This window comes from Tepidicaulis marinus, assembly GCF_000739695.1.
Lineage (GTDB): Bacteria > Pseudomonadota > Alphaproteobacteria > Parvibaculales > Parvibaculaceae > Tepidicaulis > Tepidicaulis marinus.
In genome coordinates, this window is the sequence record NZ_BBIO01000006.1 from 130,566 (window position 1) to 147,970 (window position 17,405).

The window sequence follows — 17,405 nt, forward strand, 5'->3', positions numbered from 1 at the left end:
CGAGTGTTGCGGGCCCGCCTGGAGGTTCTTTGGGCGCGGAAGGATGGCGATGGAAAAAAGCGAAGGCATTGAGCGCGCGGCGGAGCGCTGCGCCACCGGTAAGACCCGGCTCTATGTGACCGCGGATCTGGCCGCAGGCGTGCCGGTCCAGCTCGGCCGCGATCAGGCCCATTACCTGTTGAATGTGCTGCGCCTCAAAGAAGGCGCGCCTATTCTCGCCTTTAACGGGCGGGACGGGGAGTGGCTCTGCACGCTCTCGGAGGTGCGCAAGAAGGCGGCAAGCCTTCTGCCGGAACGGATGACCCGCGCCCAGGAAGGCCTGCCCGATATCTGGCTGCTTTTCGCGCCGGTGAAAAAAGCCCGGCTCGATTACATGGTCCAAAAGGCCGCCGAAATGGGCGCCGGTGTCATTCAGCCCGTCATGACCCGCTTCACGAATGTGGCCCGGGTGAAAGAAGAACGCATCGAGGCCAATCTGATCGAGGCGGCCGAGCAATGCGGGCTGCTTACGGTGCCCGAATTCCGCGAGCCTCAATCGCTTGAAAAACTGCTGGATGGCTGGAGCGGGCAGACCCCGGCGCGGCGCATTCTTTTTTGCGATGAAAGCGCGCCTCCCGGCAGCGCGCTGGCCCAGCTTGAAGGCGAGCGCGGCAAGGGACCCTTCGCGCTTCTCATCGGCCCGGAAGGCGGCTTTGCCCCGGAAGAGCGCGAACGGCTTCTGGCGCGGGACGATACTTGCGCCCTCTCGCTCGGGCCGCGAATCATGCGGGCGGATACCGCCGCCGTCGCCGCTCTTGCCGCGGTGCAACTTGTCCTTGGCGACTGGCGCGGCGATGATGGTTAGGGGCCGGCAGCACGCAGCGCTCACCGCAGGGTTCACAATTCCCCGAGGCCGGGCGATTTAACCTTGTTTCGTGTAGGGGCTGGCCTTACATGAGCGCAATTGGCCGGAAGGGGCAGAAAGACCCCGCGGCGCTTCACGGTGGAAGGGCGTTCAGATGAGCATTTTGGTGGCAGGGCCCGAGCCCATTACAAGCCGTGATGATTTGGTGAATTACCTCGCCTCCGGCGAGAAGCCGAAAAGCGATTGGCGCATCGGCACCGAACACGAGAAATTTTCCTTCCGCCTGAAAGATCATACAGCCGTGCCTTATGGCGGTCCGGACGGTATCCGCGCCATGCTGGAAGGCCTGCAGCGCTTCGGCTGGAAGCCGGTCATGGAGGGTGAGACGCTGATCGGCCTCGTTTGCGAGGAAGGCTCGGGCGCCAATATCTCGCTGGAGCCCGGCGGCCAGTTCGAGCTTTCCGGCGCGCCGATGGAAGTGCTGCATCAGACCTGCGGTGAAGTGCATGATCATCTCGCCCAGGTGAAGGAAGTCGGCGACGAGCTCGGCATCGGCTTTCTGGGCCTCGGCTTCACGCCCGACTGGTCCCGCGCCGACATTCCCCAAATGCCCAAGGGCCGCTACGGCATCATGACGCGCTATATGCAAAAGACCGGCAAGATGGGTCTCGACATGATGTACCGCTCCTGCACGGTGCAAGTGAACCTCGATTTTTCCTCCGAAGCCGACATGGTCAAAAAGCTGCGCGTCTCGCTGGCGCTGCAGCCCATCGTCACTGCGATTTTCGCCAATTCTCCGTTCACGGAAGGAAAGCCCAACGGCTTCCTTTCCATGCGCTCGGAGGTCTGGAAAGACACGGACCGCGACCGCACCGGCATGCTGCCTTTCGTTTTCGAAGACGGGTTCGGCTATGAGCGCTATGTCGATTACGCCCTCGATGTGCCGATGTATTTCGTCTACCGGGACGGCGCCTATCACGATGTGGCGGGGCTTTCCTTCCGCGATTTTCTGGACGGCAAGCTGAAAGGCTTTGAAGGCGAAGTGCCGACCATCGGCGATTGGTCGAACCATCTCACGACGATTTTCCCCGAAGCGCGCATCAAGAAATATATGGAAATGCGTGGCGCCGATGCCGGGCCCTGGAGCCGCATCTGCGCGCTGCCCGCGATCTGGGTAGGTGTGCTTTACGATGGCGGCGTGCTCGATGCCGCCTGGGACATGGTGAAGGATTGGAGCGCGGAAGAACGCCAGCGCCTGCGCGATGAGGTGCCCAAGCTCGGTCTCAAAACCCCGTTCCGCGGCGGCACGGTGCAGGATCTTGCCCGCCAGATGCTCGATCTGGCGCAGGAAGGCCTCAAGCGGCGCGGCGCAGGGGACGGCACCGGCGCGGATGAGCGCATCTTCCTGTCATCGATCGAAGAGATCGTCGAGAAGGGCAAGACGCCCGCGGAAGAATTGCTCGATCTTTATCACGGCCGCTGGAACGGCACCGTCGCCCCCATCTATGATGAGTTCGCGTTTTAAGCGCAGGGGCGCTTAGCCCGCCGCTGTGCCGCCGACGGTCAGGCCGTTGAGGCGCAGGGTCGGCTGGCCGACGCCGACGGGCACGCCCTGGCCGGCCTTGCCGCAGGTGCCGATGCCGGGATCGAGTTTCATGTCGTTGCCGATCATGGAAACTTTCGTTAGGCAGTCCGGCCCGTTGCCGATGAGCGTTGCCCCTTTCACCGGCGCGCCGATCTTGCCGTTCTCGATGAGATAGGCCTCGGTGCAGGAGAAGACGAACTTGCCGCTCGTGATATCGACCTGCCCGCCGCCGAAGGAAACGGCATAAAGGCCTTTCTTCACGGAGCTAATGATTTCGCCCGGGTCCTTGTCGCCGCCCAGCATATAGGTGTTGGTCATGCGCGGCATGGGCTGGTGGGCGTAAGATTCGCGCCGCCCGTTCCCCGTCGCCGCCATGCCCATGAGGCGGGCATTCATACGGTCCTGCATATAGCCTTTCAGGATGCCGTCTTCGATGAGCACGGTCTTGGAGGTGGGCGTGCCTTCATCGTCGATGGTAAGCGAGCCGCGCCGGTCCGAGATCGTGCCATCGTCGACAACCGTCACGCCGGGCGCTGCAACGCGCTCACCCAGCAGTCCGGCAAAGGCGGATGTCTTTTTGCGGTTGAAATCGCCCTCGAGCCCGTGGCCGATCGCTTCATGAAGGAGAATACCCGGCCAGCCCGCGCCCAGCACCACATCCATTTCGCCGGCGGGGGCGGGCACGCTCTCAAGATTGACGAGCGCCTGGCGCAGCGCCTCATCGACGTTGGCCTGCCAGCTTTCGGGCGCAAGATAGGCGGCATAGCCCGTGCGTCCGCCCACGCCGTAGGAGCCCGATTCCTGGCGGTCCCCGTCGCCCACGACGACGGAGACATTCATGCGCACGAGCGGGCGCACATCACGGATCGAGGTGCCGTCGGCGCGGATGATTTCCACCACCTGCCATTCGCCGGCCAGCGAGCAGGAGACCTGGCGCACGCGCTTGTCCTTGGCGCGGGCATAGGCATCGACTTCCTGGAGGAGTTTCACTTTCTCCTCGAAGCTCTGTTCACCGAGCGGGTTGCCGTCGCCATAAAGTTTGACGTTGGTGGCTTTCGGCCCCTCGGCGAGCGTGCCGGTATAGCCGCGTTTGACCGCCTGCACGGCGTCGGCGGCGCGGGCAAGCGCGTCTTCTGAAAGATCGGCGGAATGGGCATAGCCCGTTGCCTCGCCCGCCACGGCGCGCAGGCCGAAGCCCTGATTGGTATCGAAATTGGCGGTCTTGAGCCGCCCGTCATCGAAGCCCAGTGCCTCTGAGACTTTATATTCAAGGTAAAGCTCGCCGTCGTCGCTGCCCGCCAGCGCCTTGCCGACCGTGCTTTCCACTTTCGCGCGGTCGAGGCCGGTCTTCTGGAAGAAAAATTCACTGTCGGTCATGGGGCGTCTCTTTAATTTGAAGGGGCGTTAAGGGGCACTTTGCGGGATATCAGGCTTTCAGCCATTCTTCCACCGGCACCAAACGGCCGGGCAGGCCCGAAAGATCGCAGGGCACGATGAGCGGCGCGCAGCTGTAGAGCGGGTACTGCTTCACCTTGAGCGAGCGCAGATCGACGAGATAGACCCCGTTGATGCGCCCGAACCAATCGTCCCACTCACCGAATCCCCAATTTTCCCAGCCGCGCGGCGGGGCATTGGTGATGTCGTCGACGGCTCCGGGATGGGCGCTGCAAAAGCCGACGACGCAGCGGCCGGGATGTTTCGGGTCGAGATATGGGGCAGCCTCGCTGACCAGATCCGGCGCCGCCGCCCCTTCATGGGCAAGATGCACCCCTGCCGAGATGTGGCGGCCATAATGAAAATGTATCAGCGCTTCGTCCCGCATGCCTGCCGCTCCGCTTGGCTCTTATCTGTTACGAATGAGTCTAGAACGGATCGGGGATAAAAAAACCCCCGTTATTTTAGGGGTTTAGGGAGATGCAGGGTGAGCGTGCCGGTTCACGCCGGGCACAATTGTGGCAAAAGGTCGCGGTGGGCGGTGCCCGTGTCCTCTGTCTCTTTCAGCGGACTATACTCCTCTCCGACTCAAGGGGTGCTATAAGCACGGGGAAGATGAGGCGTGCGGGCGGCCTGCCCGGGCGATATTTTCTGTCTCATGGCTTGCGGCGCGCCTCGGTTTGTGATTTTTGACGCATAAATGCGCCGTAATCCGGCGGCAGGTCCCTTTGGCAATGGCCGGGCGGACCCAGCCGGGGCAAACGGCGCACCCGCGCGGGAACCGGCGGCAGACCGGCAACTCGCGGCAGACGGGTGAGACGGGAATCGACTGTCCGCCCCCGTTCGCGGGGTGGGGCAAACAAGGAATGGGCATGAGGATGCGGGTTTTAACTCTTCTCGGGGCACTTGTGGCAGGCGCGCTGGCACTGGTGGATATGGGGTCCATGGCGGCGTTCGCGGGTCAGCCCCATGAATGGCAGATGGGATTTCAGCAGTCGGCTACGCCGATCATGGATCAGCTGACCTGGTTCGATAACATGCTGCTCTACATCATCACCGCGATTTCGCTCTTCGTTCTGGCGCTTTTGCTGATCGTGATGGTGCGCTTCAACGCCAAAGCGAACCCGGAACCCTCCACGACGACGCATAACACGCTGATCGAAGTGGCTTGGACGATCATTCCGGTGCTCATCCTCGTGACGATCGCCATTCCCTCTTTCCGCCTCCTTTACAACCAGGTGGTGGTGCCGGAAGCGGATGTGACGATCAAGGCGACGGGTTATCAGTGGTATTGGGGCTATGAGTACCCGGACCATGGCGGCATGATCTATGACGCGCTGATGGTGGAAGACGCCGATCTGAAGGAAGGCCAGCCGCGCCTTCTGGAAACCGATACCGAAGTCGTCGTGCCGGTGAACAAGGTCATCCGCCTGCAGGTGACGGCAGCGGACGTGATCCATGCCTGGACCATCCCGGCCTTCGGCGTGAAGATCGACGCGGTGCCCGGCCGCCTCAACGAAACCTGGTTCAAGGCGACGAAGACCGGCACCTATTACGGCCAGTGCTCGGAGCTTTGCGGTATCCGCCACGCTTTCATGCCCATCAAGGTGCGTGTGGTGACGGAAGAAGAATTCGCGTCCTGGACCGAATGGGCGCAGCAGGAATATGCAGGCGTGGACACGAACGTGTCCGTGGCGTCCGCAGAACAATCGTCGGACGCGCGGCGCTAAGCCCGGGCCCGGATAACATCAGTATTTGAGAGAGAAACGGAAGGGATCGAGAGATGGCAGGTGAAGCAGCTGCGCACGCTGGTCACGAAGATCATCCGACGGGGTGGCGGCGTTACGTCTATTCCACGAACCATAAAGACATCGGCACGATGTACCTGCTCTTCGCCATCATGGCGGGGATCGTGGGCGGCGCGCTGTCGATCGGCATCCGCATGGAGCTCCATGAGCCCGGCATGCAGATCTTCTCCAACCCGCATACCTTCAACGTCTTCACGACGGCCCATGGCCTTGTGATGATCTTCTTCATGGTCATGCCGGCCATGATCGGCGGTTTCGGCAACTGGTTCGTGCCGCTGATGATCGGCGCGCCGGACATGGCCTTCCCGCGCATGAACAATATTTCGTTCTGGTTGCTCCCGGCTTCCTTTGCGCTGTTGCTGATTTCGCTTTTCGTCGAAGGCCCTCCGGGCAATGACGGTGTGGGCGGCGGCTGGACGATCTATGCTCCGCTTTCAACGAGCGGTCAGCCGGGACCGGCCATGGACTACGCGATCCTCTCTCTGCATATTGCAGGCGCTTCCTCGATCCTCGGTGCGATCAACTTCATCACCACGATCTTGAACATGCGCGCGCCGGGCATGACGCTGCACAAGATGCCGCTCTTTGCCTGGTCGGTGCTGGTCACCGCCTTCCTGCTGCTGCTCTCGCTGCCGGTTCTGGCGGGCGGCATCACCATGCTTCTGACCGACCGTAACTTCGGCACGACGTTCTTCGATCCGGCAGGCGGCGGGGACCCAATCCTCTTCCAGCACCTGTTCTGGTTCTTCGGCCACCCGGAAGTTTATATTCTCATCCTTCCAGGCTTCGGCATCGTCAGCCACATCGTCTCGACCTTCTCGCGCAAGCCGATTTTCGGCTATCTCGGGATGGCCTATGCGATGGTCGCGATCGGCGTGCTCGGCTTCATCGTCTGGGCGCACCACATGTACACGGTCGGCCTCGACGTGAACACGCAGGCCTATTTCGTGGCGGCGACCATGGTGATCGCGGTGCCCACGGGCATTAAGATCTTCTCCTGGATCGCCACCATGTGGGGCGGCTCCATCACGTTCCGCGCGCCGATGCTCTTTGCCATCGCCTTCATCTTTCTGTTCACCGTCGGCGGTGTGACGGGCGTGGTGCTGGCGAATGCGGGCGTCGACCGGGCCTATCACGACACCTATTACGTGGTGGCGCACTTCCACTATGTGTTGTCGCTGGGTGCCGTCTTCGCGATCTTCGGTGGCTGGTACTACTGGTTCCCGAAAATCACCGGCTACATGTACAACGAGTTCTTCGCCAAGCTGCAGTTCTGGATGATGTTCATCGGTGTGAACCTCGTGTTCTTCCCGATGCACTTCCTCGGCCGTGCCGGCATGCCGCGCCGCTATGCGGACTATCCGGATGCCTTTGCCGGCTGGAACGAAGTGGCTTCCTGGGGTTCCTACCTCTCTGCTTTCTCCGTCCTGGTTTTCCTGGCCGGCATGGCCGTCTCCTTGGCCCGTAAGCAGAAAGCCGGGGACAATCCTTGGGGCGAAGGCGCAACGACGCTGGAGTGGACGCTTCCCTCTCCGCCGCCGTTCCACCAGTTCAGCGAGCTTCCGCGGGTTAAGTAACCCGCGGGGCTTGCCCCGAACCGGAACCTGAATTTTCAAAGCGACGGGATATATGTCGGATCTGTCTGTCACGAATGAACGTCTTGAGGCCGAAGCCCGCCATAATGGCGGCTCGGCCCGGGACTATTTCGAGCTCCTGAAACCGCGGGTGATGTCGCTCGTGATTTTCACCGGGCTTGTCGGCATCGTCGTGGCGCCGGGCACGATCCATCCCGTCATCGCTTTTACCGCGCTGCTGTGCATTGCGGTGGGGGCGGGCGCTTCGGGCGCTTTGAACATGTGGTACGACGCCGATATCGATGCGCAAATGTCCCGCACCAGCTCGCGCCCGATCCCGCAAGGGCGGATCGAGCCGGGCGAGGCGCTGGGCTTCGGGGCGACGCTTTCCGTCGGCTCGGTGCTTGCCATGGGCGTCATGGTCAATTGGACCGCCGCCGCGCTTCTGGCGCTGACCATCGGCTTTTATCTGTTCGTCTATACGATGTGGCTGAAGCGCTCGACGCCTCAGAACATCGTCATCGGCGGGGCTGCGGGCGCCTTTCCGCCCATGATCGGCTGGGCCGCAGTGACGGGCTCCGTCTCGCTGGAATCGATCGCGCTCTTCCTCATCATCTTCATGTGGACGCCGCCCCATTTCTGGGCGCTCGCGCTTTACCGGGCAGGCGATTATGAAAAAGTTTCCGTTCCCATGCTCCCCGTTATCGCGGGCAAGCGGGAAACGCGCAAACAGATCCTGATTTATTCGGTGCTTCTGGTCGCAACGAGCCTGGCGCCTGTGGCGCTCGGCTTTGCCGGGCTCGTCTATGGCGCAGCCGCGCTTTGCGCCGGCATCTTCTTCCTCGTGCTCGCCGCCCGTATCTGGACGGAAGGGGACGGGGAGAAGGCCGACGGGCGGGCCAAGGCGCTGTTCGGCTTTTCCATCCTTTATCTGTTCCTGCTTTTTGCAACCTTGCTTGTGGAACATGCGGCCGGTCTGAAGATCGCCGTTCCGGGCCTGGGGGCATAAGGGGGAGCAATGGAAGGCGAAGAAAAGAAAAGCGAGGGGGAAACGAACCCAAGCGAGCGCCCGGATGCGTCCGGCTGGACGCCAGAGCTTTACGCCCGGCGCAAAGCGCGGGCAAAGGCCATGGCCTGGGTGCTTGTAGCGATGATCGCGCTTTTCTTTCTGGTGACGGTTGTCAAACTCGGCGGGAACATCGCCGAGCGGTCGATATGAACGGTGCGCAAGGTATGACGGCAGCGGCATATGAAAACAGAACCGGCGGCTTGAAGATCGCTTTGCTCTGCGCAGGCGTGGCAGCCGGCATGGTCGGCCTTTCTTATGCGGCCGTGCCGCTCTATCAGATTTTCTGTCAGGTAACGGGCTATGGCGGCACGACGAACCGGGCGGATACCGCTTCGGCCTCCGTGCTCGACCGGCAGATCACGATCCGCTTCGACGGCAATGTCTCGAAAGACATTCCCTGGGATTTCAAGCCGGTCAGCGAGCCGGTGACGCTGAAAGTGGGCGAGACGGGGCTGGCTTTCTACGAGGCTTACAACAATTCGGACAAGCCCATTGTCGGCACCGCGACCTTCAACGTGACGCCGCAGCAGGCAGGCTACTATTTCAACAAGATCGAATGCTTCTGCTTTACCGAGCAGCGGCTGGAGCCGGGCCAGCGGGTGGATATGCCCGTGACCTTCTTCATCGATCCGGAAATCGCGGACGATCCGCAGCTCGACAGCATCAAGACGATTACGCTGTCCTATACGTTTTTTCCGAAGAAAGAGGCTTCTTCGGAGTAAACTGGTTGGAACTTGAGAGAAAGAGCGGGCTAGCCCCGCGAGAACGGAGTGAGGGGAAATGGCAGACGCCCACGCCAAACATCATGACTATCACTTGGTCAATCCAAGCCCGTGGCCCTTCGTGGGCTCGCTTGCCGCTTTCGTGCTCGCGGTCGGGGCCATCATGTATATGCATGGCGGCGCGCCCTGGGTCATGTTCATCGGCTTTGCCGGCGTGATCTACACCATGATCGGCTGGTGGCGCGATGTGGTGAAGGAAGCCGAAGGCGGCGACCACACGCCCGTCGTGCAGCTTCACCTGCGCTACGGCATGATCATGTTCATCGCCTCGGAAGTGATGTTCTTCGTGGCCTGGTTCTGGGCGTTTTTCGACGCCAGCCTTTTCTCGAACGAGGCGGCGCAGTTCGCGCGTGTCGAGGCAACGGGCGGGCAGTGGCCGCCGGTGGGTATCGAAACGTTCGATCCCTGGCACCTGCCGCTGATCAACACGCTGATCCTGCTTACCTCCGGCACGACCGTCACCTGGGCGCACCATGCGCTGCAGCATGGCGACCGCAAGGGGCTGAAAATGGGCCTGGTGCTGACCGTGGTGCTTGGCATGCTCTTCACCGCGCTGCAAGCTTATGAATACAGCCACGCCGCTTTCGGCTTCTCCGGCTCGATCTATGGCGCGACGTTCTTCATGGCAACGGGCTTCCACGGCTTCCATGTGATCATCGGTACGGTCTTCCTGGCCGTGTGCCTGGGCCGTGCGATGGCCGGCCATTTTACGCCGCAGCATCATTTCGGTTTCGAAGCTGCTGCCTGGTACTGGCACTTCGTGGACGTTGTGTGGCTCTTCCTCTTCGCCTCCATCTATGTGTGGGCGGCAGGAACACCCGCCGCGCATTAAGCGCCCGGGGATCATGCATGCGGGGGGCGGCGCCATCTGGCAGCCGCCCTTTGCTTTTCCGGCCATAGAGCCAGGGCCGGAAGGACAGAAAGAGCTGAAAGGAAAGAGCTATGGATGAGCGTTATTTTCCCCCGCAAAGCTCGCTCGGGCTGGCGCTGCGGGGCAAGTGTCCGCGCTGCGGCCATGGCAAGCTCTACAAGAGCTATCTGAAGCTCGCCGATAAATGCGATTATTGCGGGCTCGATCTGGCCAAGATGGATAGCGGCGACGGCCCGGCGGTTTTCATCATCCTGATTGCCGGGTTCCTGATCGTCGGCGGGGCGCTCTTCGTCGAGGTGAGCTATCAGCCGCCTTACTGGGTGCATGGCGTGCTTTGGGGCACGCTCGGCATTCTTATTCCGCTCCTGCTGCTGCAACCCTTCAAGACCTGGCTGATTGCCCAGCAATATAAGCACAAGGCTCAAGAAGGCCGGCTGGACCGGTAAGGAGGCGGCATGTATTTCAGACCTCTTTTATGGCCCACGGTTGCGTCCCTGATCGCGCTGGGCATTCTCCTTGCGCTCGGGCAATGGCAGCTCGAGCGGCGCGACTGGAAGCTCGATCTCATTGCCCGCATGGAGGCCCGCCTTTCCGCCCCGACGATTTCCGTCAGCGATATCGAGGCTGCCCGCGCGCTCGATCTTACCTCCCACGAGTTTCGCCATGTGGAGGTCACGGGCACGTTCCTTCATGAGAAGGAGATGCACTGGTTCACGCAGGCTCCCGATATCGGCCCCGGCTATGACGTGATCACACCGCTGCGCCTTGCTGACGGTTCTTATGTGCTGGTCGATAGAGGCTTCGTTCCGGAGCGGCTGAAAGCGCAATCCGAGCGGCGCGAGGGATTGGTGGACGGCCGGGTGACGCTGTCGGGCATCGTGCGCGCGTCCCATCAGGCAGGTGCGCTCGATGCGGAGGACAATCCGGAAACCAACACCTGGTTCACGCGGGATGTGGAAAAAATGGCGGCTTACGCCGAAGTGGCGCCCGTTGCCCCCTTCCTTCTCATTCAGGACCGGGGCGAGGTGCCGGGCGGCTGGCCGAGGCCCGGGGCGTCCGTCGTGAAGCTCAAGAACGATCACCTGCAATATGCCCTGACCTGGTTCGGCCTTGCAGGCTGTCTGATTGCCGTTTACTTCGCTTATCACGTCTCCCAGGGCCGTTTGGGCTTTGGGAGACGGCGCTAAGGGTGCTTTACCCCCCTTTGCCTTGGGATTAGGGTACGCCCCTTCACTTGAGCCGGGAGACAGAAGGCGTGAAATACGTCAGCACGCGGGGTACGGCCCCGGAACTTGGATTTGAAGAGGCGCTTTTGACCGGGCTTGCCCGGGACGGCGGCCTTTATGTGCCCGCCGAATGGCCCTCCTTCAGCGAGGCGGAAATCCGCGCGCTTTCCGGCGCAAGCTATGAAGAAACCGCCTTTGCAGTGATGAAGCCTTTTATCGGCGGGGCGGTGCCGGATGAAGATTTGAAGGGCATGATCGAGGCGGCCTATGCCAGTTTCGGCCATAAATCCGTCGCCCCGCTTTCCCAAATCGGCCCCAATGACTGGCTGATGGAGCTTTATCACGGGCCGACCCTTGCCTTTAAAGACGTGGCGATGCAGATCCTCGCCCGGCTTTTCGATTACGCGCTGGCGCGGCGCGGCGAGCGCATCACGATCGTGGGCGCAACCTCGGGGGATACCGGCTCGGCGGCGATCGAGGCCTTCAAAGGCCGGGAGACGACGGATATTTTTATCCTCCATCCCAAGGGCCGTGTCTCCGACGTGCAGCGCCGCCAGATGACGACGGTGCTCGACGCTAACGTCCATAACATTGCCATCGAAGGCAGTTTCGACGATTGCCAGGCGCTGGTGAAAGCGCTCTTCAACGATCACGGCTTCCGTGACGAGATACGCCTTGCCGGTGTGAACTCGATCAACTGGGGCCGGGTGATGGCGCAGATCGTTTATTATTTCACCTCCGCGATTGCGCTGGGCGCGCCCGCGCGCACCATCTCCTTCTCCGTGCCGACGGGTAATTTCGGGGATATTTTTGCAGGCTATGTCGCCAAGCAAATGGGCCTGCCCATCGAGCAGCTCATCATCGCGACGAACCGCAACGACATCTTGAGCCGTGTCATGACGAGCGGGCGCTATGAAGTGGGCGAGGTGATGCCCACCATGAGCCCCTCGATGGACATTCAGGTATCGAGCAATTTCGAGCGGCTGCTTTTCGATATGTATGAGCGGGACGGGGCGAAGGTCGCCGGCCTGATGAATTCGCTTTCCCAGTCGGGCGGCTTTTCGGTCGATGAGGAACGCCTTGCCCTGACGCGCCGTCTTTTCGGCGCGGCGCGCGCAAGCGAGGAAGAAACCGCGGCGACCATCGAGCGTATCTTTAAAGAAACGGGCCGCCTCATCGATCCGCATACCGCCGTCGGCGTGAAAGCTGCCGAAGAAAAGCGCCAGGGAAAAGACGTGCCGATGGTTACGCTTTCGACCGCGCATCCGGCGAAGTTCCCGGCCCCGGTCGAAAAGGTGACGGGCCAGCACCCCGCCTTGCCCGCGCGCATGGAAGGGCTCTTCGAGCGGGAAGAGCGCTGCGCGACGCTGGCCAATGACGTGAAAGCGCTGAGCGCCTATATCCGTGAAAGGGCGCGGGTGGTTGCCGCATGAGCATGGACCCCAAGGTCACGCGGCTGGATAACGGGCTGACCGTCCTTTCCGACGAGATGAGCCATGTGGACAGTGTCTCCGTCGGCGTCTGGGTCGATGCAGGCGCGCGCCACGAAACGCCCGCCCGGCACGGCATTTCCCATATGCTCGAGCATATGGCGTTCAAAGGCACCGCCTCGCGCTCTGCCCAGCGCATTGCCGAGGAAATCGAGAATGTGGGCGGGCATATCAATGCCGCAACCTCACATGAGACGACGGCCTATTACGCCCGCGTCCTGAAAGAAGACACGCCCCTGGCGCTCGATATTCTGGCCGACATTCTTCAGCGCTCGGCCTTCGAGAGCGAGGAGCTGGAACGCGAGCGCGGCGTTATCCTGCAGGAGATCGGGCAGGCCGCCGACACGCCGGACGATATCGTCTTCGATCATTTGATGAGCGTGTCTTATCCCGGCCAGGCGCTGGGCCGGCCCATCCTCGGCACGCCGGAGACGGTGGGCGGGTTTTCTTCCGGCGATCTGCGTGCCTATATGGCCGACCGTTATCACGCCCCCTCCATGGTTGTGGCGGCGGCAGGCGCCGTCGATCATGAGGCGCTTGTGGGCGAGGTGGCGGAGAAGTTTGCCGCGCTGCCCGCAGCCCGGCCGAACGAGCATGAGCGCGCGCGCTTTGAAGGGCGCGAGCTGCGCGATGATAAAGCGCTCGAACAGGCGCATGTGACGCTGGCCTTCGAAGGCGTGCCTTACGGGGACCCGGATTATTACACCGCGCAGGTTTTTGCCAGCGTGCTGGGCGGGGGCATGTCGTCGCGGCTTTTCCAGGAGGTGCGCGAGAAGCGCGGGCTTTGCTATTCGGTCTTTTCCTTCAACTGGTCTTTTGCCGATACCGGCCTTTTCGGCGTTTATGCGGGCACCGCGCCTGAGGATTTAGCCGAACTGATGCCCGTCATGGCCGATGAGATCCAGCGTCTCGGGGAAGATGCGAGCGAGGAGGAAACCGCCCGCGCCCGCGCGCAGCTGAAAGCCGGGCTTCTGATGGGGCTCGAATCGTCCAGCGCCCGGGCCGAGCAAATGGCCCGTCAGATGATGGTTTTCGGCCGTTTGTTACCTACCGAACATGTGATCGGCGAAGTGGAGCGGGTGGATGCCGGGGCACTGAAAGCCTATGCAAAACGCCTGCTTGCCGGGCCCGCGCCCGCCCTTGCCGCTGTCGGCCCCCTTGGCGGACTTGAAAAGCAGGACCGGATCGCGGCAAGATTCGGCTAATGGCGCGCCCGGCCTTTACCGGGCCGGAACAAAAAACGGCAAGGTATGGTCTTCCTGAAATCTATGACGCGCCCGGAGGTGGCGCCGCTTGTAAGGGGCAGGGGCGTTTATCTGCGCGGGCCGATGATGAGCGATTACGGCGAATGGGCGGAGCTGCGCACCCGCTCGCGCGCCTTTCTGACACCCTGGGAGCCGACCTGGCCGGCGGACGATCTGACCCGCGCCGCCTTCCGCCGCCGCCTGCGCCGTTATATGCGCGACGTGCGCGAGGATGCGGCCTATCCGTTTTTCATTTTCCGCGCCGAAGACGATGCCCTCGTTGGCGGCTGCACGATTTCCAATGTACAACGGGGCGTGCAGCAATCTTGCGCGCTGGGCTATTGGGCGGGCGAGCCTTATGCGGGCAATGGCTATGTCACTGCGGCGGTCAAAGCCTTGATGCCTTTCGTCTTCGACGAGTTGCGCCTGCACCGGGTGCAGGCGGCCTGCCTGATCGATAATGAGCGCTCCAAGGCGGTGCTCAGAAAATGCGGCTTCAAGGAAGAGGGAATTGCGCGTGAATATCTCAAGATCAACGGCCAGTGGCACGACCATGCCGTCTTTGCGCTGTTGAGCGGCGATCCGCGCTGATGATTTTTTCTGTTTCCCTAATCCGCCGGGTTTTGGTTGTTTGCGGCCTCCTCCTGACAGGCGCTGCTCATGCGCCGGGCGCCTGGGCGCTGGACGCGATTGCCGTGGAAGAAGGCGCAGCGGTCACGGAGCTGACCGATTTTACCGAACGCTATGAAGCGGCAGGCCGGCGCCTTTCCATCGAGACGCCGGAAGGCGGACAGCTGGTTCTCTCTGCTGGCGAAGAGGCCGAAGGCGGCGGTGAATGGTGGCTGCTGGCGCTGCGCAACCGTTCGGATGCGCCTGTCGAGCGCGTTCTTCTCAACCGGCACGGGCTTTTGGCGGGCAGCGGACTTTTCTGGCCCACCCCTGCCTCGGGCCGTATTGAGCGGGCCGAGTTTGTCGGCGGCGGACCTTTCGGCATCGAAACCCGGCTTCACAGCCAGCGCATTGCTCTTACCATCCCCCCGCAAACGACATTGACGCTGGCGCTGCATACGCAAGAGGACACGCCCGCCGATCTGCAGCTTTGGCACCCTGAGGCGCTTTTCTTGTTCGAACAGCGCCTTGCATTGCTCAACGGCGTCTTTCTTGGCATTGGCGGCGTGCTTTTCGTTTATCTCACCACCCTTTATCTGCTCACCGGGGCACCGCAAACGGCCCGCGCCGCGGCCCTTATGGCGGCGGGCGTTTTCACTCTTGCGGTGAGTTTCGGCTATCTTGGGTCCATTCTCGGGGTTTCGCCGGTGCTTGAAGGGCGCGTCAGGTTTTTCTCGCACGGACTGCTGCTGCTTACCGGGCTCTATTTCGGCCTCAATCAGCTCGCCCTCAAGCATCATGCCCCGCGCCTTGAGCAGGCCGTGCGCTATGCCTGTTACGGGCTGGGCGCTGTGCTGCTTATGACGCTGGCCTGGCCGGAAGCGGGCGGCGGGTTCATCCGCGCCGGTTTTGCGCTGGCGTTGATCGGGGGAAGTCTTGCCGCCTTCCGTCTGGCCGAACACGGTGTGCGCGCCGCTCAGCTCTGGCTGCCGGGGCTTTTCTTTTTCGATTTGGCCGCGCTCCTTGCCGGGATAACGGCGCTCAGTTCCGCCATGAACGGGATGATGATGGAGCCCGTCATCGCCGGTCTCTTCATTATTGGCGCGGCGCTTACCGCCTTTGCCATCGCCTACCAGGTGCAGACCCAGCGCCGGCGCACCGACCCGGTTATTTTGCAGGCCGAGCAGCGTCATGCGTTCGCATTGGCCGGCGCGCGCACCAGCGTCTGGGACTGGGATATTCTGGAAGACAGGCTTTATGTCTCCCCGCTTCTGGAGGCCGAGCTCGGTCTTGAAACGGGCGCGCTCTGCGGCTCGGAACTCATCTGGCGCGAGCGTATGCATGGGGAGGATAGGGAAACCTACCGCAACATGCTCAATACCTATATTGCGCAGGGAGATGCGTTTTTCCGCATGGAATTCCGCTTGCGCAACGAAGCGGACGAGTACGGCTGGTTCGCGCTGCAGGCAACCTGCATTGCAGGCGAGGAAGGCTATGCCGTGCGCTGCACGGGCACCGTGGAAGATGTCACGATCCAGCATATGAGCGAGGACCGGCTGCTCTACGATGCCGTCCATGACAATCTGACGGGCCTGCCGAACCGGGTGCTTTTTCTCGACCGTCTGTCCCGCGCCGTGCGCCGCACGGATGTGCTGGACCGCCCGCGCGCCGCATTGATCGTGATCGATCTCGACCGCTTCCGCTCGGTGAACAACGCTTTCGGGCACGGGGCAGGCGATATGATGCTCATCACCCTTGCCCGGCGCCTGGAGGCGCTGGTGGGCCCGGAAGACACGGTTGCACGCACCGAGGGTGATGAATTTTCCATCCTGCTGGTCGGCGACACGGCGCCTGAAGATGCCTATCAGCGGGCCGAGGCCATTTTGGATGTGTTGGGCCAGCCCATCGACATGCAGGGGCGGGAGGTCTTTCCGGCGGCCAGCGCCGGCATTGCGATTTGCGAGGACCGGCACGAGCGGCCCGAAGATGTGCTGAAGGAGGCGGAACTGGCGCTCTTTCACGCCAAACGGTCGGGCAAGGCGAATATCGAGCTTTTCACGCCGGAGCTGCGCGAGGAGTTGCGGGATCAGGTGCCCCTCGAACACGATCTGCGCCGCGCGCTCGAACGCAAAGAGCTGGAGGCCTATTACCAGCCGATCATGTGCTTGAGCGACGGGCGGGTGGCCGGTTTCGAGGCGCTGTTGCGCTGGCATCACCCTGCCTATGGGCTGCTCACGCCGGACGATTTCATTCCGCTGGCGGAGGAAACCGGCCTTATCGTGGAGATCGGGCGGTTCGTGCTGGGGCAGGCCGCGCACGACCTGGCAGGCTGGCAAAAGCTCTTTCCTTTGCAGCGTCCGCTTTTCGTCAGCGTCAATGTCTCCAGCCGGCAATTGCTGCGTCACGATCTCATTCAGGATCTGGAAGAGTTTCTCTCCAAAACCAGCATCGCGCCGGAAAGCCTGAAACTGGAAGTGACCGAGAGCCTGGTGATGGAAAACCCGGAATTGGCCGCGCGCATGCTTCACCGGGTAAAGAAAAAGGGCGCAGGCCTCTCGCTCGACGATTTCGGTACCGGCTATTCCAGCCTTTCCTATCTGCAGCGCTTTCCCTTCGATACGCTGAAGATCGACCGCAGTTTCGTCTCCGAAAGCCTGCATAACGAGGAGACCATGGTCATTGTCAAAGCCATGGTGACACTGGCCAAAGGGCTGGGGCTCGATGTCGTTGCCGAAGGGGTGGAGACGGACGAGCAGGCGGCGAAAATGATGTCGCTGCGCTGCGATTTCGCGCAAGGCTTCCGCTATGGCAAGGCGATGACGTCGAGCGAAGCGGTAAAGTTCATCGCCCATCACTGGCAGCATTAAAG

At 61.9% G+C, this 17,405-nt stretch carries 16 protein-coding genes; 14 read left to right on the forward strand and 2 right to left on the reverse strand.

Features of this window, described 5'->3' with window-relative positions:
• Positions 1 to 49 precede the first annotated feature (49 nt).
• Entirely contained in the window at positions 50 to 844 is a 795-nt protein-coding gene (locus tag M2A_RS07545; RefSeq protein WP_045445456.1) for a 16S rRNA (uracil(1498)-N(3))-methyltransferase, read from the forward strand.
• Between the two features lie 154 nt (positions 845 to 998).
• Positions 999 to 2,369 carry a glutamate--cysteine ligase gene (locus M2A_RS07550; RefSeq protein ID WP_045445239.1) on the forward strand — a complete coding sequence of 457 codons (1,371 nt, stop codon included), beginning with the start codon at positions 999 to 1,001 and terminating at the stop codon, positions 2,367 to 2,369.
• Positions 2,370 to 2,381: 12 nt separating this feature from the next.
• Here M2A_RS07550 and tldD read toward each other — a convergent pair whose 3' ends face one another.
• Positions 2,382 to 3,806 carry a metalloprotease TldD gene (gene tldD / locus M2A_RS07555; RefSeq protein ID WP_081875466.1) on the reverse strand — a complete coding sequence of 475 codons (1,425 nt, stop codon included), beginning with the start codon at positions 3,804 to 3,806 and terminating at the stop codon, positions 2,382 to 2,384.
• Between the two features lie 49 nt (positions 3,807 to 3,855).
• Positions 3,856 to 4,251 carry a hypothetical protein gene (locus tag M2A_RS07560; RefSeq protein WP_045445241.1) on the reverse strand — a complete coding sequence of 132 codons (396 nt, stop codon included), beginning with the start codon at positions 4,249 to 4,251 and terminating at the stop codon, positions 3,856 to 3,858.
• A gap of 484 nt (positions 4,252 to 4,735) precedes the next feature.
• Between M2A_RS07560 and coxB the strand changes: the two genes are divergently transcribed.
• The 12 genes from coxB (at position 4,736) to M2A_RS07620 (ending at position 17,403) form a co-directional block, all read left to right on the forward strand.
• Complete coding sequence (coxB, locus tag M2A_RS07565) at positions 4,736 to 5,593, forward strand: cytochrome c oxidase subunit II (RefSeq protein WP_045445461.1); 858 nt, start codon at positions 4,736 to 4,738, stop codon at positions 5,591 to 5,593.
• Between the two features lie 53 nt (positions 5,594 to 5,646).
• Positions 5,647 to 7,248, forward strand: coding sequence for a cytochrome c oxidase subunit I (ctaD, locus tag M2A_RS07570; protein WP_045445244.1), 1,602 nt, complete (start codon positions 5,647 to 5,649; stop codon positions 7,246 to 7,248).
• 52 nt (positions 7,249 to 7,300) lie between these two features.
• A complete protein-coding gene (locus M2A_RS07575; RefSeq protein ID WP_045445246.1) occupies positions 7,301 to 8,254 on the forward strand; it encodes a heme o synthase in 954 nt (317 codons plus the stop codon).
• Positions 8,255 to 8,263: 9 nt separating this feature from the next.
• Positions 8,264 to 8,464, forward strand: coding sequence for a cytochrome c oxidase system small membrane protein (locus M2A_RS07580; protein ID WP_045445248.1), 201 nt, complete (start codon positions 8,264 to 8,266; stop codon positions 8,462 to 8,464).
• Positions 8,461 to 9,036 carry a cytochrome c oxidase assembly protein gene (locus M2A_RS07585; RefSeq protein ID WP_052379292.1) on the forward strand — a complete coding sequence of 192 codons (576 nt, stop codon included), beginning with the start codon at positions 8,461 to 8,463 and terminating at the stop codon, positions 9,034 to 9,036. Before M2A_RS07580 ends, M2A_RS07585 begins: the two co-directional genes overlap by 4 nt.
• A 58-nt stretch (positions 9,037 to 9,094) precedes the next feature.
• Complete coding sequence (locus M2A_RS07590) at positions 9,095 to 9,928, forward strand: cytochrome c oxidase subunit 3 (protein ID WP_045445251.1); 834 nt, start codon at positions 9,095 to 9,097, stop codon at positions 9,926 to 9,928.
• A 110-nt stretch (positions 9,929 to 10,038) separates the two neighbouring features.
• On the forward strand, positions 10,039 to 10,413 hold the full coding sequence (locus M2A_RS07595; RefSeq protein WP_045445254.1) for a DUF983 domain-containing protein: 375 nt from the start codon (positions 10,039 to 10,041) through the stop codon (positions 10,411 to 10,413).
• A 9-nt stretch (positions 10,414 to 10,422) separates the two neighbouring features.
• Positions 10,423 to 11,154, forward strand: a complete 732-nt coding sequence (locus M2A_RS07600) for an SURF1 family protein (RefSeq protein ID WP_045445257.1) — start codon at positions 10,423 to 10,425, stop codon at positions 11,152 to 11,154.
• Between the two features lie 68 nt (positions 11,155 to 11,222).
• Positions 11,223 to 12,626 (forward strand): threonine synthase, encoded by a 1,404-nt coding sequence (gene thrC / locus M2A_RS07605; protein WP_045445260.1) that lies wholly within the window; start codon positions 11,223 to 11,225, stop codon positions 12,624 to 12,626.
• A 2-nt stretch (positions 12,627 to 12,628) separates the two neighbouring features.
• Complete coding sequence (locus M2A_RS07610) at positions 12,629 to 13,888, forward strand: M16 family metallopeptidase (protein WP_045445263.1); 1,260 nt, start codon at positions 12,629 to 12,631, stop codon at positions 13,886 to 13,888.
• 63 nt (positions 13,889 to 13,951) lie between these two features.
• Positions 13,952 to 14,518, forward strand: a complete 567-nt coding sequence (locus M2A_RS07615) for a GNAT family N-acetyltransferase (RefSeq protein WP_244444405.1) — start codon at positions 13,952 to 13,954, stop codon at positions 14,516 to 14,518.
• Positions 14,518 to 17,403: a putative bifunctional diguanylate cyclase/phosphodiesterase gene (locus M2A_RS07620; protein WP_045445269.1), complete on the forward strand. Its 2,886-nt coding sequence runs from the start codon at positions 14,518 to 14,520 to the stop codon at positions 17,401 to 17,403. The genes M2A_RS07615 and M2A_RS07620 overlap by 1 nt, the downstream gene beginning before the upstream one ends.
• Positions 17,404 to 17,405 lie beyond the last annotated feature (2 nt).